We start from the raw sequence: 14,230 nt of genomic DNA on the forward strand, positions 1-14,230 counted from the left end.
CCTCCACGTCGAGCGAGCGGTCGGGGCAAGGACCTCCGCGTTGAAGGCGAAGGTCGCAAGTACAGTCAAGGCTGGCAAACCGCGCAGGACGCCATAGGTTGGTGCCGTCTAAAACAGCGTCTCCTAATGCGGGGCTATCGACGGCAATGGATGCGGTGACGACCACCGACCTGCTACGCCTTCAGGACAAGGCAGCCGACGCCGCGCGAATGCTGCGCTTGCTCGCGAACGAGAAGCGTCTCCTCATCCTGTGCCTGCTGGTCGCCCAGGGCGAGATGGACGTGACGAGCCTCGCCGAGGCCGTGGAGCTCAGCCAATCCGCGCTCTCGCAGCATCTCGCCAAGCTGCGCGAGGACGGGCTGGTCGCTTTCCGGCGCGAGAGCCAGACGCTCCACTATCGCCTGGAGGATCCTCGCGCCGCACGCCTGCTCGCGACGCTCAAGGACATCTTCTGTCCGGAAGCGGGCTGATCTTGCCGCAACGGCGCCCGCCAACGCTTCCTTCGGGCCGGAGGCGGGCCGGCGATCCTCAGAGCCGTGCCGCCATCAGGGCATGGCTGGTCCGATTGTCACGGTCCCCGGCGTCCGGTCCGATGGGGCCGTAATCCCCACGGAGCGCCTTCAGGGCGTTGCGCTCGACCTCGATCTCGCGGGCCGTGCGGAAGCCGAGCCGCCGCAGGATCGGCAAGGGCGGGCACCAGCCCGGACGGCATGCTGGAGCGGGAATGCCGTCACGGCCAGCGACAGGGCGAGCCAGCGCCGGCCGGCGGTCATGTGCCGAGGCGGCGAGCGCCAGCGCCGCGGTGTTGGCCTCCAGCGTCCGCTCGATGTCCCACTCAGCGTCGAGCCCGCGCAGCCGGCGGCCGATCGCCTGCGGGTGTTCGGCATGCCACTTCACGCTCGCATCGATGTCGGCAGCGATGCGCCGGTTGACGCGCGCATCCGTGCGAAGCGGGATCCGCTCCGCCGTTCCGGGGATCAACGGCCAGTTCCCTTCTGACATTAAATTAGCTATAACTAATCAAGAATTATCTAATAATATCACGATCGAGGCGTGGGCATCCGGTCCATGACAACCCCGAAGGCGGCGTGAGGATCACGAGTCGCCCACGGGTTCGCCCTTTCCGCGGCCCAGGAGTGATCAGCATGGACGGCTTCACCCCTCTCAGCGCCATCCTCGGCGGCGTCATGATCGGCGCTTCCGCGGCCCTGTTCCTGCTCCTCAACGGGCGCATCGCCGGCATCAGCGGCATCCTCGGCGGGCTGCTCGCCCCGCCCTCGCGCGAGACCGGCTGGCGGGTCGCCTTCCTGGCCGGCCTGGTCCTGGCGCCGCTGGTCTACGCCAGCTTGGGAGGAAGCCTGCCGCCGGTGACGGTCGACGCCTCGATCCCCCTCCTGGTGCTCGCGGGTCTGCTGGTCGGGTTCGGCGCACGCCTCGGGGCCGGCTGCACCAGCGGCCACGGCGTCTGCGGCATCGGTCGCGGCTCGCCCCGTTCCCTCGTCGCGACAGGCACCTTCATGGCCGTCGCCATCCTGACCGTCTTCGTCACCCGTCACCTGACCGGAGCCTGAGCCATGGCCAAGACCGCTTCCGCCTTCGCCGTCGGCCTGCTGTTCGGGCTCGGCCTCCTCGTCTCCGGCATGGCCAACCCGGCGAAGGTCCTCGCTTTCCTCGACGTGACCGGACGCTGGGACCCGAGCCTCGCCCTCGTCATGGTGGGCGCCGTCGCGGTCTCGGCGGCCGGCTACCGTGTCGCGCGGCGCCGCGGCCGGCCGGTGCTCGCGCCCCGGCTGGAGATCCCGACCCGGCGCGACCTCGACCCGCACCTGATCGCGGGTGCCGCGGTCTTCGGCATCGGCTGGGGCTTGGTCGGCCTGTGCCCCGGGCCTGCGCTGACCATCCTCACGGTCGTACCGGCCCACGCCGCGACCTTCGTGGCCGCCATGGCCGTCGGCATGCTGCTCTTCGGCCTCGTGCCCTCGGAGCCGACGGCGGTGCAGGAAGTTGACGCGTGATGCCCGGCTTGCTGACATCCGGTCTCGCGGCCGGCTCGGGCGGGGTCGTCGGCGTGATCCTCGGCGGCGGCGGCTCGATCCTGGCGGTCCCGCTCCTGACCTACGTGGTCGGCGTGAGTTCGCCCCACGTGGCCATCGGCACCAGCGCCCCGGCGGTCTCGGTCAGCGCGGCCGGCAACCTCGTCCCGCAATGGCGGGCCGGGAACGTGAAGTGGCGGTGCGCGGCGGCGTTCTCGCTCGCCGGCGTCCTCGGTGCGCTCGCCGGCTCGGCCGCGGCCAGGGCCTCCTGGCATCGCCGACGTGACCGCGCCGTCTTCACGTCAAGGCCGATCAGATCCACAGGATCTCCGCCTGGAGCCCGCTCCGGTCGGTCCGGTTGCTGAGCCGGAGCCTCGCTCCGCTTCGGCGCGAGGCGGCCTCCGCGATGGTCAGCCCCAGACCGCTGCCCGTCGCGCTCCTGTGACGTCCGCGGTAGAACCGCGTCGTGACCAGGGCGATCTCCTCCTCCGGGATTCCCGGGCCCTCGTCACGGGCGTAGAAGCCCGCGCCGTCCTGCCTGCGCCCCCACTCGACCGTGCCGGCCTGCATGTGCTGCACGGCGTTCTCGTGCAGGTTGCGAACGGCGAGCCGCAAGCTTTCCGGGTCGCCTCGCATGGTGAAGCCGCGCAGCGCGGGGTCGATGACGGTCGCGACGTCGCCCGGTGCCCGCATGCTCTCGACGGTCTCGGTCACCAGGGCGCCGACATCGATCTCGGTCAGGGTCGCACCGTGCGCCTCTGCGTCGAGCCGGGCGGCATCGAGGAGTTGGCGCACGAGCCGCGTGGTGCGGTCCACCGCGGCGAGGATCTGGCGCAGCGCGGCCTGGGCTACGTCCGGGTCCCGGGCGGCCATCGCGACCTGGGCCTGCGTCTTCAGTCCCGCCAGCGGCGTGCGCAACTCGTGGGCGGCGAAGGCCGTCACCTCCCGCTCGTGCCGGCGGGCCGCCTCGACCTTGAGGAACAGCGCGTTCAACGCGTCGGTCAGCGGGCGCACCTCCGCCGGTGCGCGCCCGGCGTCGATCGCGCTCATGTCGTCCGCGTCGCGTCGCGCCAGGTCCCGGGCCATCAGACGCAACGGGCGCAGGCCTCGCCCGAGGCTCGCCCAGATCAGCATGCCGAGCAGCGGGACGACGAGGAGGGCCGGGGTCACGAGGCCCATGATAAGGTCGGCGACGAGGCGCTCGCGCAAGCCGAGGCGGTCGCCGACCATCACGCGCACGCCCTTGTCGGCATCCTCCAGGGTGAAGACCCGCCAGGTCTCGCCGTCGACCTCGCGCTCCGAGAAGCCGGCGGGCGCATCGGTCAAGCGCCGCTCCGGGGCTCCGCTCGACCGGGCCACCATCCGGCCGTCGAGTGACCAGATCTGGCAGGAGAGCTGCCGCTCGTACCCGCCGGGCGGCGCGAAGGCGACCGGCGCGCCCGCCGCCCCGGCGTTGCCGACCGTGCCGACGAGGGAGCCGACCATGCGTGCGGCCTCCTGTAGCCGGGTGTCGAGGACCTGCTCCACCTCCCGCTTCGAGCCCAGGTAGATCCAGGCGACCGCGCTGAGCCAGATCAGGCCGGTCGCGAGGAGGAGGATGGCGAAGAGCCTGACGCGCAGCGAGCTCATGCGGGTGCCCTCATGCGATAGCCGAGGCCGCGCACCGTCTCGATGGCGTGTTTCCCGATCTTGGCGCGCAGGTTGTGCACGTGCACCTCGACCGCGTTGCTCTCGACCTCCTCCTGCCAGCCGTAGAGGCGCTCCTCCAGCTCGGCCTTCGAGCGCAGCACGTTCGGGCGCTCCATGAGGGCCGCCAGCACCATGAACTCGCGCCGGGATACGGTGACCGGCGCTCCGTCGACCGTAACGGTCAGGCTGCCGAGGTCGAGCCGGATGCCGCCGTGTTCCAGGCCGGCGGCGGCCCGCCCGGAAACGCGCCGCACGACCGCACGGATGCGGGCCGAGAGCTCGTCGAGGTCGAAGGGCTTGCCGAGGTAGTCGTCGGCCCCGCCGTCGAGCCCGGCGATCCGATCCGCGACGGCGTCCCGGGCCGTCAGCAGGACTACCGGCGTGCGGTCGCCCCTGCGGCGGAGGCCGCGCAGCACGTCGAGCCCCGAGCCGTCGGGCAGCATCAGGTCGAGCACCACCGCCGCGAACCTGCTCGTGCCGAGCGCGGCGTCGGCATCCGCGCAGGTCGCGACGCAGTCGACGGTCGCCCCGCCCAAGGACAACCCGGCGCGGAGGCCGTCCGAGAGGATGGGGTCGTCCTCGACGACGAGGATGCGCATGCGTGTCTCCCTTGGCTGCCCGGCATCCTCCGGACTCGGCTTAAGCCTGGCTTAAGCTGCGTTTTCGACTTGCGCCGGGCCGATCCGAAAACCGGACCCCGCAGCCGACCATGCCGAACCTTCTCGCCCACCTTATCCTCGCCGCCCTTGTCTGGGCGGGTGCGTCGCTCTGGTCTCCGGGTCACTGCCAGGAAGCCGCCGCTCGGCGGGTGCCGTTCACGCTGGCCGCGACCCGTCAGCCCGACCTCTCACTCCACCTGCGCTGGACCATCCCCGCCGGCACCTACCTCTATCGCGACCGAATCGCGGCCTCCGCGCCGACCGGGCAATCGCTGCCCGTCGCCATCGGGCCGGGGGAGACCGAGGACGACCCGAATTTCGGGCCGACCGAGGTCTATCACGGCGCGGCCGAGGCCACGGTGCCGGGCGCGGCCCTGGCCGGCCTGCGCTCGGTGCGCGTCACCTACCAGGGCTGCGCCGAGAAGGGCATCTGCTACCCGCCGGTCACGCAGACGCTCGATCTCGCGGCGCCGGGCGCGCCGGAGGCGGCACGGCCTGACGGCGGATCCGGGACAAAGCCGGCCGTTGGCGATGTCGCGGGCGGGCCGCGGGAAGCCGCGCGATCGGGCATCCTGCCATCCGGGCCGGCCTCGCTGCTCACCGGCAACCTCGCCGGCGTCCTGATGGGCATGTTCGGGCTCGGCGTCCTTCTCGCCTTCACGCCTTGCGTCCTTCCGATGGTGCCGATCCTGTCCGGCATGCTGGTCCGCACGGGCGGGGGCCTCACGCCGGTACGCGGCTTCGTGCTTTCCGGCAGCTACGTCCTCGCGATGGCCGGGGCCTATGCGAGCCTCGGCCTTGCCGCGGCTTGGCTCGGACGCAACCTGCAGGTCGCGCTGCAGACGCCGCTCGCCCTTGGCCTGATGGCCCTGACTCTCGTCGCGCTCGCCCTCTCCATGTTCGGCCTGTTCGACGTCCAGGCGCCGCGGTGGTGGCGCGACCGTACCGCCGGCTCGGCCGCGGCGGGAGGTGGCTCGGTCCTCGCCGCCGCGCTGCTCGGCTTCAGCTCGGCGCTGATCGTCGGACCCTGCGTGACGCCGCCTCTCGCCGCCGCGCTCCTCTACGTCGCGCAGACCGGCGACGTCCTGCGCGGCGCCCTGGCCCTGTTCGCGCTCGGCCTCGGCATGGGGGCGCCCCTCGTCGCGTTCGGCACCTTCGGGGCCGGGGTCCTGCCCCGGTCGGGCCCATGGCTCGTGCGGGCCAAGCAAGCCTTCGGCTTCGTCTTCCTGGCGCTGGCGGTCTCGCTCGTCGCGCGCCTGCTTCCGGGCGGCCTGACGCTGCTGCTCTGGGGCGTGCTCGCCATCGGCCTCGGGTGGTCCGTCGCGGCCCTCGCGGGAGCGGGCGGCCGGGCCCGCCTCGGCAAGGCGGCGGGCATCGCGGTCGCCGCCTACGGCTGCGCGCTCCTCGTCGGGGCCGCAACCGGGGGAAGCGATCCTCTCCGGCCCCTGTCCGGCCTCGTCCCCGGGGCGGCGGCCCCCCTGGCCCACCGGACGGCGACGACACCGGGCGGTCTCGACGCGGCACTGCGGGAAGCGCGCGAGCGGGGTGCGCCGGTCCTGGTCGAGTTCGCCGCGGATTGGTGCTCCGTCTGCAAGACCAACGAGCGGACCGTGTTGGCGGACCCAGAGATCCGGGAGCGGTTGAAGGCCGTCTCCGTCATCCGGGCCGACGTGACCCACGACGCCGCCGGCACGCGCGCCCTGATGCAGCGCTACGAAGTCGTCGGCCCCCCGACCCTGATCTTCCTTCGCGCCGACGGCAGCGAGGTCCGCGACGCCCGCACCGAGGGTGAACTCGCGGTCGGCGAGCTCAAGCGCCGTCTCGCCCTCATCGGCGCCTGAGCGAGCCTTTCCCACCAGCCACGAGGGGACCCATCATGAACCGCAGGACCCTGCTCGCCCTACTGTCGGCTGCCGCCCTGGCGCCGGCCCTGCTGTCGCTGGCGCCGCCCGTCGAGGACGCGTTCGCGCAAGGCGTCGATCCGAACGCCATCCTCAACGACCCCGAGGCGCCGGTCTCGGGCAACCCGAAGGGCGACCTGACCATCGTCGCCTTCCTCGATTACAACTGCCCCTTCTGCAAGAAGTCTCACCCGGACCTGGAGCGGCTGGTGAAGTCGGACGGGCGCATCCGCCTCGTCCACAAGGACTGGCCGATCCTGGGCGACGCCTCCGTCTACGGCGCACAGCTCGCGCTCGCGGCGAAGTACCAGGGCCGCTACGACGAGGTGCACAAGGCGCTCATGGCCATCCCGGGCCGCAAGATTCCGAAGGAGCGGATGCTGGAGGCCGTGTCCGCCTCGGGCGTCGACATGGCCCGGTTGGAGGCTGACCGGAGCGCCCATGCGAGCGAGATCGCCGCGCTGCTCCAGCGCAACCTCGACCAAGCCGATTCCCTCGGCCTGCAAGGCACGCCGGTTTACCTCATCGGCCCGCTGAAGGTGGCCGCCGCCCTCGACTACGACGGCTTCAAGCAGGCTGTCGCCCAGGCCCGCGCCAAGGGCCGCTCGTGATGCGGCGAATCGTGATGCGGCGGACCCTGCACTTGCCGGCGCTGATCGCGCTCGCCTCGGCACTCGGCGCCTGCACGGTCTCGGTGGGGGCGCCGGCCCCGAGCGCGCAGGTCCGGCCGGCCATCGGTCCCGAAGCCCTACGCCGGTACGCGGCCGTCACGGACGAGCCGTTCCCGGTGGAGGCGGTCGCGCCGCGCGACATCAAGGCCCGCAACGTCCGCCAGATGGTCCACTACCCGACGAAGGAGCCGCCCGGCACCCTCGTGATCGACCCCTACGGGCGCTTCCTCTACCTCGTCATGGAGGGCGGCAAGGCGATGCGCTACGGGGTCGGCGTCGGCAAGGCCGGACTGGAATTCACCGGCGAGGCGACGGTGGCCCGCAAGGCATCCTGGCCGCGCTGGACGCCGACGTCCGACATGATCCGGCGCGACCCCAAGCGCTACGGACCTTGGGCCGGCGGCATGGCGGGCGGCGACAGGAACCCGCTCGGCGCGCGCGCCCTCTACCTGTTCGAGGACGGCAAGGACACGCTCTACCGCATCCACGGCACCACGGAGCCCTGGAGCATCGGCGAGGCGGTCTCCTCGGGGTGCATCCGCATGCTGAACCAGGACGTGATCGACCTGCACCGGCGCGTCCCGATCGGTACGCGCGTCGTGGTTCTGGGGCCCGGGGGCGGCGCCGCGCACGCCGCGCGTCGCGGCCCCACGGAGGTCACCGGGAGCGTAGGCGCACGGCCCGGACGGGCGCAGCCGCCGGGGGACGGCCTCGATCACGCGACCCTCGCAGGCTTGTCCGCCGATGCGGTGGAGGACCGAGGGCGGATCGGGAGGAGGCGGGCGACGGAAGACGCCTCCGACGACGTGCCGGGGCGATGAGGCGGGCGGGCGGTCATTGGGCGATCACGGCGGCACGATGCCGGAGGGCGGCGCGTTCTGGCCGAGGAGGACCCCGTCGACGGTCCGGCCATGGAAGTCGAACGGGTCGTCGTGGTGCGCCTTCCGCGTTTCGGTGAGGAATGTGAACGAGAACAATTAACCAATCTAGGGCAAGCTGCCGATGTTGCCGAGGTGTCGCCATGCTGCAAAAGTTGACCATCCGCACAAAGCTGTTTGCCTCCTACGGTCTGCTCACTCTTTTCGTGATTGGGATTGGCGTTCTCGGCGTAAGAAGTGCTTCCGCGATCAATGCTCTTCTGATTGAAAGTCAAGCCAGGGATCTTCGCAAAACACAGACGATTGGCGAGATCAACGATTGGGCCGGACGGATTACTATCAGTTTGTTCCGTTATACTTTGAATGGCCGCGACCCACAGATCGTAGAGCAAACTGATGTCGAAATGCAACAGCGGCGTAATGAAATAGATCGGCTGATCAGATTATACGAAAAATTCCCGAAATCCGATACAGAGGCGCGAGTGTTCGCAAGCTTCAAAAAGAATTGGGTGACTTACATCGCGTCGATCCCGCCACTGCTAGAGCTGGCGCGCGAGGGGGACATCGAGCGAGCTCGTAAGATGATCGACTCGATTGTCACCGTGCACCGGAAGCGTGCCCTCGACGATGCCAAGCAACTCTACACCTTCGCCAAAGACTCCGCCGCCAAGGCCGGAGGCGCGGCGGCTGAGACTTACGAATGGGTGCGCAACCTCGTTGTGGGTGCCTCCGTCCTCGCCGTATTCGCATCCGTGTTTCTCGGCATCCTTATCGTCTGGAGTATCGGACGTGATTGCGCTGGGATCATCATCCCGATGCAGGCGCTGGCCGCTGGTGACCTCTCTGCCGAGGTGATGGGGCGGGGGCGCCGGACCGAGTTCGGCACGATCGCCGACGCAGTGCAGGTGTTCAAGGAAGCCATGATCCGCATGCGGGCGCTGGAGGCGGAGACCGTCCAGGCACGACTCGCGGCCGAAGAGCAGCGCAAGGTCGGCATGCGCGAGATGGCCGATGCCTTCGAGCGCGCGGTCGGTGGCATCATCGGCATGGTCTCGTCGTCGGCCACGGAGTTGCAGGCCACGGCGCAAACCATGACGGCCACCGCGACCGAAACGGCGAGCCAGTCCACGATCGTGGCTGTGGCGGCGGAGGAAGCGGCCTCGAACGTCAGCACGGTCGCCGCCGCCGCCGAGGAGCTCGGCGCCTCCGTGCAGGAGATCGGGCGTCAGGTCGCCGGGTCGGCCGACTTGGCGCAGGCCGCTGTGGCAGAGGCGGACCAGACCGCCACGCTGGTGCACGAACTCACCACGACGGTCGCCAATATCGGCGAAGTGGTGGCGATGATCTCGGGCATCGCCTCGCAGACCAACTTGCTCGCACTCAACGCCACCATTGAGGCCGCGCGCGCCGGTGAGGCGGGGCGCGGGTTCGCGGTCGTGGCAGCCGAAGTCAAGGCGCTTGCCGACCAGACCGCGCAGGCGACGGATGAGATCGGCCGCCAGATCGGGCAGGTGCAGGGGGCGACGGGTCATGCCGTCTCCGCCATCGGCGGCATCGGGGGGCGCATCCGCGAGATTAGCACCCTGGCCGCCTCCATTGCGGCGGCGGTGGAGCAGCAGGGGGCCGCGACGCAGGAGATCGTGCGCAACGTCGGGCAGGCGGCGACCGGCACCGGCGAGGTCACGAGCAACATCGCGGGCGTGGCAGGAGCGGCGGAGGAGACGGGGACGGCGGCCGCACAGGTGCTCGCCTCGGCAGGTGAACTCTCCCGCCAATCGGAGCATCTCTCGGCCGAGGTCGCGCGCTTCCTCCAGACAGTGCGCGCCGCCTAAGCAGCTCCCATGAAAGCGCGGGGGGTGCCGCGCGCCGCGGCCCCACGGAGGTCACCGGGAGCGTAGGCGCACGGCCCGGACGGGCGCAGCCGCCGGGGGACGGCCTCGATCACGCGACCCTCGCAGGCTTGTCCGCCGATGCGGTGGAGGACCGAGGGCGGATCGGGAGGAGGCGGGCGACGGAAGACGCCTCCGACGACGTGCCGGGGCGATGAGGCGGGCGGGCGGTCATTGGGCGATCACGGCGGCACGGTGCCGAAGGGCGGTGCGTTCTGGCCGAGGGGGACCCCGTCGACGGTCCGGCCATAGAAGTCGAACGGGTCGTCGTGGTGCGCCTTCCGCGTCTCGGCGACCGAGCCCTCGAAGCGTGGATCCTGCGGCCGTTCGCGGCTGTCGATGAAGGCCGCGACGGACCAAGCCTCCTCGTCCGACAGGGTGTTGCCCTGGCCGAGCGGCATGTTCGCCTTGATGAAACCGGCGGCGTTGGCGACCGAGCTCATGCCGGCTCCCCAGTTGTAGGACCGCGCCCCCCAGAGTGGCGGGGACACGGTATGTCCATCCGTGGTCGCCTGGCCTTCCCCGCCCGCACCGTGGCACAGGGCGCATTTGGTGGCATAGACGTCCCGCCCGTGCGCGATGTCGAGCGAGGCGGGCCGCGCCAGCTTGGGGTACCCCCGGCCTGGCGGGCTCAGGCCGGTCCGCGCTCCCCGTGCCAGGAAGAAGGCGTAGCTCTCCAGCGCGACCAACACCGGATCGCCGAGCGGCGGGGCCTTGCCGTTCATGCTGTAGCGGAAGCAGTCCTGCAGCCGCTCCGCGAAGGTGTTCACGTGCCGGTTCTTGGCGCGATAGGCCGGATAGTTCTCGTAAGCGGCCCAGAGCGGCGCCGAGCCGGGGAGCCTGCCGCCGTCGAGGTGGCAGTTCGAGCAGCGCAAGTCGTTGCCGACGAACCCGCGGGCGTGCGTCCCGGTGTCCTGGAAGATGTCCCTGCCCATCCGGACCATCGTCCCGAACGGGTCGTCCGGGATGGCGCTCTCCGGTGGGGGCTGGAAGTGCTCCGCAGCGGTTCCGGCTGGGTCGGGTCGGCGCGTCTGTTCCGCTTGGCCACCGCTCGTCCCCTCGGCCCTGGGAGGCCTTTGCCCGACGAGCACGATGAGGCCGAGCGAGGCCGCTCCGACGGCCCACACCCACGCTCCCGGAACACGCTTGCTCATCGCGGACCTCCGCTTTGCGTCGCCGGGACGGGCAGGCTCGCATAGTAGGCGGCGACGGCGGCGACCTCGTCGGCGGTGAGCTTGGCCTTGTCGATCCAGCCGGGTGTGGGGCCGGCCGTGACCTGAACGTCGATGCCGCGGGCCTTGCCGAAGGTCTCCGCCGCCTCCTTGATGGCCGGCAGCGGGCCCCTGGGCCCGTAGACCAGGACCCTGGCCGGGGCGGCGTGGGCCGCGCCGACGAGGACGAGCGTCAGGATCGTGGCGAGAATCCGGGCGGTGCGGGGCATGGCTAGTTCCGGTCCGGGGTGCCGTCGGCGTGGTAGGGCTCGAAGCCGTAGCGCGAGAAGATCGCGCGCGCTTCCGCGCCACGCAGGAAGTCCAGCCAGACACGCGCTTCCGCGGGATGGGCCGCATCCTTCACGGCGGCGCCGGCGTAGGCTCCGGTCTCGTTCTGGTCGGCGGGGATGTCGACGCGCTCCGTCGGCAGGTTCGCCTCGGCCTGGAACATGGCCTCCGAGCGCCAGGTGACGCCGGCGTCCGCACGACCCTGCATCAGCCACACCGGGGTCTGCCGGTGATGCATCCGCGTGAGGGCGGTCGTGCCCTCGGCCACCTTCGTCTCGTAGACGGTCCTGACGAGCGCCTCGCCGCCGGCCTTCCGGAGGGCGGACTTGATCTGCCGCGCGACGCCTTCGAATTCGGGGTTCGGCATCGCCAGCCTCAGTCCCGGCCGTGCCAGGTCGGCGAGCCCGGTGACCTTCGCGGGATTGCCCTTGGGCATCATGATCGCCAACTGGTTCGTCACGTAGGGAACCGCAGGCCCGACCAGGTCGCCCTCGCGGACGAGCCGCTCGACCGCCCCGAGCCCGGCGAGGTAGGCGTCCGGCTTCGCGGTCCAGGTCATGTTGCCCACCGTGACGCGCCCGCCGGCCCGCATCTGCCTGACGAGCAGGCCCGGCGGGATGGTCTCGTAGTAGATCCGGCCGGCGAGTTCCGGGTGCCGCGCCTCGAAGGCCGCGACCAGCGGGGCCATCGCGAAGAAGGAGTTGCCGCCGACGTAGAGGATCAGGCGGGCGTTCGTCAGGTCGCCGTGGAAGTCCGCGAGGTTGTCCGCCTCGTGGACCGTGAACTCCAGGCCCTTGTCGTGCGCCGGGGCGTTGGCGCCACCCTGCCAGGGCGGGAAGGTACGGTCGGCGTCGCGCCGCGGATCCGCGCCGGCCGGAGGGGCGGCGAGCAGGGCGAGGCAGGACAGGACGGGGGGAAGCGAGAGGCGAGGCATCCGGCGCTCCTACGGGTGGATGTAGGTGAAACCCATGCCCTGGAGCCGTGCCAACTCGGCGACGCCGCTCGGCACGATGTCGTCCTCCTTGACGCCGTAGAGTCCGTGCCAGTCGATCTTCCGCTCCGTCAGGGTGTTGTTGCAGATCAGGAAGCGCACCCCCATGCCCTTGAGGGCGTCGATGCGCCCGGCGAGGTCCCGGTCGTCCTTCGCCATCTGGAACAGGACGAGACCGTCGCCGTGGTCGACCACGCGGATCTCGACCTTGTCCTTGCCAAGCGCCTCGACGTGGTTGCGGATGTTGCCGAGCAACCGCTTGAAATAAGCGTCGTTGTCCGGCGGCGCGCCGTCGTTGTGGTAGACCACCTTCTGCGGCGTGTAGTAGCCGGACGGGGCCTCGCCGGCCGCGAAGGCGGCCCCGACGCACATTCCCAGGATGAGCAGGACGGCCGGGCCAAGGCGGGACAGGATCGTCATGACGGTCTCCGGTTGCTGATCTCGGACTGGTCGGAAGCGCCTGCTTGGAGGTGCCCGGCCCGGGGCTGGTCAGACGCGAAGGTAGCTCCACCCGGCCTCCTGCAGCGCGACGAGCCGGACGGCGCCGGCGCGGACCACGCCCACGTCCGGCAGCAGTTCCACCTTGCGCCCCTCGGCGTGTTCCATGGCCGTGATGGTGTTGCCGCAGGCGGAGATCACGATGCCCGGGACGCTCTCCATCACGGACTTGACCCGAGCCTTCGCCGGGGAGGTGTCGGCCCGGACCATGTGCAGGCCCGGCCCGTAAGCGACGATCTCCACCTCGACCTCCTCCGCGGCCTCGCCGTACTCGCGGGCGAGGTTCACGGCGTTGTTGAGGGCGAGATCGAACACGCCGGCATCGTTCGTGCTGACCTGCATCGCGACCCGGTGCGTCTTCGCGCCGGCCTCCGCGGCCGTCGCGGCCCGGGTGGCCACGAGGCCGGCCATCAGCGCCGCGATGCCCGACACACCCCTGCGCGACAGCAACATGTTCGTCCCTCCCGAACCCGGCCCAGACTCCCGGCCGCCTGCACGCCGATCCTTAAGCGGACCTTAAGGCGGCCTCTCGCGGCCGCCCGATTCACGCGGGCACGAAGCGGTAGGCATCCCCGGACCGCTCGACACGCCCGACGCCCGAGCCCGGTAGATGGAAGCCGACGAGCGTGACGCGCTCGTTCGCCAATCGGTCGAGCAAGGCGAGGCGGGTGCGGATCGCCAGGTCGCGGTCGAGGTCGCTCCCGAACGCCCAGGCAGGTCGGCGGAAGGAGATCACGGCGTGGCTGAGGGCGTCCCCTCCGATCAGGACCTGCTCGCGTCCCGCCTCGACGAGGACGGAGGCGTGCCCTGGCGTGTGCCCGGGCGTCGCAACGTAGGTGAGGCCGGGCGCGACCGTCTCACCGGGCTTGCGGCGCTCCATCTTGGCTTCGAGGCGCTTGAGCGTGCGCCGGGAGCCGATGGCCGATCCCTTCAACCAGTCCGGCACCTTCGTCTCGACGTCGTCGCGCGTCCAGAAGTCCCACTCCGCGGCCGGCACGACGTAGCGGGCGTTGGGGAATCGCTCGCTGTCGTCGAAGTCGTCGACGGCGCCCCAGAGGTGGTCGGGGTGCGCGTGCGTGAACACGACCCGGGTGACCGCCTCGCGCGAGACGCCGGCCGCTTCCAAGGTCTCCGCGAGCTTTCCCGCCGTCGGCTGGAAGGAGTTCCCCGAGCCCGCGTCGATCAGGATGACCTCGTCGCCGACGCGCACGAGGGACGCATTCGTCGGGATCGGGCCGGCTTCGGCTGGTTCCCCCACGGCCCTGAACAGCGCGTCGACCTCCGCGCGCGGCGCTTCGGGCAGCATGAAGCCGAGGGAGGACGACAGCGTGCCGTCGCTGGCCGTCTCCACCGTGCCGTCGCGCACGTTGAGGATCCCTGCCGGAGAGGCGGATATCCGCCCGCCCGGCCAAGCGGATGCCAGCAGCGCCGCCATCCCGGCGACGACCGTTCGCCTGTCGCAAACCCGAGCGAGCGGTCCTCGCCTCTCCGTGTCCTGGAAGTCGGGCATCGACAGGCTTCC

The 14,230-nt window shown here is 70.9% G+C and carries 17 protein-coding genes and 1 pseudogene; 8 read left to right on the forward strand and 10 right to left on the reverse strand.

The window, feature by feature from the left end:
• The first annotated feature begins 146 nt into the window (after window positions 1-146).
• Window positions 147-470: a metalloregulator ArsR/SmtB family transcription factor gene (locus tag PGN25_01140; GenBank protein ID MEH3116254.1), complete on the forward strand. Its 324-nt coding sequence runs from the start codon at window positions 147-149 to the stop codon at window positions 468-470.
• 58 nt (window positions 471-528) lie between these two features.
• Here the strand turns inward: PGN25_01140 and PGN25_01145 are convergent, their stop codons facing one another.
• Window positions 529-981, reverse strand: a complete 453-nt coding sequence (locus PGN25_01145; GenBank protein ID MEH3116255.1) for a hypothetical protein — start codon at window positions 979-981, stop codon at window positions 529-531.
• Between the two features lie 164 nt (window positions 982-1,145).
• Here PGN25_01145 and PGN25_01150 point away from each other — a divergent pair, with 164 nt between their 5' ends.
• The 3 genes and pseudogenes from PGN25_01150 to PGN25_01160 all read left to right on the forward strand — a co-directional run bounded on the left by PGN25_01150 (window position 1,146) and on the right by PGN25_01160 (window position 2,299).
• Complete coding sequence (locus PGN25_01150; GenBank protein MEH3116256.1) at window positions 1,146-1,571, forward strand: YeeE/YedE thiosulfate transporter family protein; 426 nt, start codon at window positions 1,146-1,148, stop codon at window positions 1,569-1,571.
• 3 nt (window positions 1,572-1,574) lie between these two features.
• On the forward strand, window positions 1,575-2,015 hold the full coding sequence (locus PGN25_01155) for a YeeE/YedE family protein (GenBank protein MEH3116257.1): 441 nt from the start codon (window positions 1,575-1,577) through the stop codon (window positions 2,013-2,015).
• A pseudogene (locus PGN25_01160) lies at window positions 2,015-2,299 on the forward strand (TSUP family transporter). Before PGN25_01155 ends, PGN25_01160 begins: the two are co-directional and overlap by 1 nt.
• A 46-nt stretch (window positions 2,300-2,345) precedes the next feature.
• Here PGN25_01160 and PGN25_01165 read toward each other — a convergent pair.
• Both PGN25_01165 and PGN25_01170 read right to left on the reverse strand, forming a co-directional pair.
• Window positions 2,346-3,662, reverse strand: coding sequence for a sensor histidine kinase N-terminal domain-containing protein (locus tag PGN25_01165; GenBank protein MEH3116258.1), 1,317 nt, complete (start codon window positions 3,660-3,662; stop codon window positions 2,346-2,348).
• Window positions 3,659-4,321 (reverse strand): response regulator, encoded by a 663-nt coding sequence (locus PGN25_01170; protein MEH3116259.1) that lies wholly within the window; start codon window positions 4,319-4,321, stop codon window positions 3,659-3,661. Before PGN25_01170 ends, PGN25_01165 begins: the two co-directional genes overlap by 4 nt.
• A 110-nt stretch (window positions 4,322-4,431) precedes the next feature.
• On the opposite strand from PGN25_01170, the gene dsbD reads away from it, so the two are divergent.
• From dsbD to PGN25_01185, 3 genes are read left to right on the forward strand one after another with little or no spacing between them, the layout of a single operon-like run.
• Window positions 4,432-6,222 carry a protein-disulfide reductase DsbD gene (dsbD, locus tag PGN25_01175; GenBank protein MEH3116260.1) on the forward strand — a complete coding sequence of 597 codons (1,791 nt, stop codon included), beginning with the start codon at window positions 4,432-4,434 and terminating at the stop codon, window positions 6,220-6,222.
• Window positions 6,223-6,257: 35 nt separating this feature from the next.
• Entirely contained in the window at window positions 6,258-6,893 is a 636-nt protein-coding gene (locus tag PGN25_01180) for a DsbA family protein (protein MEH3116261.1), read from the forward strand.
• Window positions 6,894-6,907: 14 nt separating this feature from the next.
• The gene (locus PGN25_01185) at window positions 6,908-7,774 is read left to right on the forward strand and encodes a L,D-transpeptidase (protein MEH3116262.1); all 867 of its coding nucleotides are present in this window, start codon (window positions 6,908-6,910) and stop codon (window positions 7,772-7,774) included.
• 24 nt (window positions 7,775-7,798) lie between these two features.
• On the opposite strand, the gene PGN25_01190 is transcribed toward PGN25_01185, so the two are convergent.
• Window positions 7,799-7,930 carry a hypothetical protein gene (locus tag PGN25_01190; protein ID MEH3116263.1) on the reverse strand — a complete coding sequence of 44 codons (132 nt, stop codon included), beginning with the start codon at window positions 7,928-7,930 and terminating at the stop codon, window positions 7,799-7,801.
• A gap of 44 nt (window positions 7,931-7,974) precedes the next feature.
• Between PGN25_01190 and PGN25_01195 the strand changes: the two genes are divergently transcribed.
• Window positions 7,975-9,663, forward strand: coding sequence for a methyl-accepting chemotaxis protein (locus PGN25_01195; protein MEH3116264.1), 1,689 nt, complete (start codon window positions 7,975-7,977; stop codon window positions 9,661-9,663).
• Between the two features lie 239 nt (window positions 9,664-9,902).
• On the opposite strand, the gene PGN25_01200 is transcribed toward PGN25_01195, so the two are convergent.
• From PGN25_01200 to PGN25_01225, 6 genes are all read right to left on the reverse strand, one after another.
• Window positions 9,903-10,874 carry a c-type cytochrome gene (locus tag PGN25_01200; protein ID MEH3116265.1) on the reverse strand — a complete coding sequence of 324 codons (972 nt, stop codon included), beginning with the start codon at window positions 10,872-10,874 and terminating at the stop codon, window positions 9,903-9,905.
• Window positions 10,871-11,161: a hypothetical protein gene (locus PGN25_01205; GenBank protein MEH3116266.1), complete on the reverse strand. Its 291-nt coding sequence runs from the start codon at window positions 11,159-11,161 to the stop codon at window positions 10,871-10,873. The genes PGN25_01200 and PGN25_01205 overlap by 4 nt, the downstream gene beginning before the upstream one ends.
• 2 nt (window positions 11,162-11,163) lie before the next feature.
• Complete coding sequence (locus PGN25_01210) at window positions 11,164-12,153, reverse strand: substrate-binding domain-containing protein (protein MEH3116267.1); 990 nt, start codon at window positions 12,151-12,153, stop codon at window positions 11,164-11,166.
• Window positions 12,154-12,162: 9 nt separating this feature from the next.
• Window positions 12,163-12,630, reverse strand: coding sequence for a DsrE family protein (locus PGN25_01215; protein ID MEH3116268.1), 468 nt, complete (start codon window positions 12,628-12,630; stop codon window positions 12,163-12,165).
• A gap of 69 nt (window positions 12,631-12,699) precedes the next feature.
• Window positions 12,700-13,161 carry a DsrE family protein gene (locus PGN25_01220; GenBank protein ID MEH3116269.1) on the reverse strand — a complete coding sequence of 154 codons (462 nt, stop codon included), beginning with the start codon at window positions 13,159-13,161 and terminating at the stop codon, window positions 12,700-12,702.
• 91 nt (window positions 13,162-13,252) lie between these two features.
• The gene (locus PGN25_01225; GenBank protein ID MEH3116270.1) at window positions 13,253-14,074 is read right to left on the reverse strand and encodes an MBL fold metallo-hydrolase; all 822 of its coding nucleotides are present in this window, start codon (window positions 14,072-14,074) and stop codon (window positions 13,253-13,255) included.
• Window positions 14,075-14,230 lie beyond the last annotated feature (156 nt).

It is taken from the genome of Methylorubrum populi, assembly GCA_036946625.1.
Lineage (GTDB): Bacteria > Pseudomonadota > Alphaproteobacteria > Rhizobiales > Beijerinckiaceae > Methylobacterium > Methylobacterium populi_C.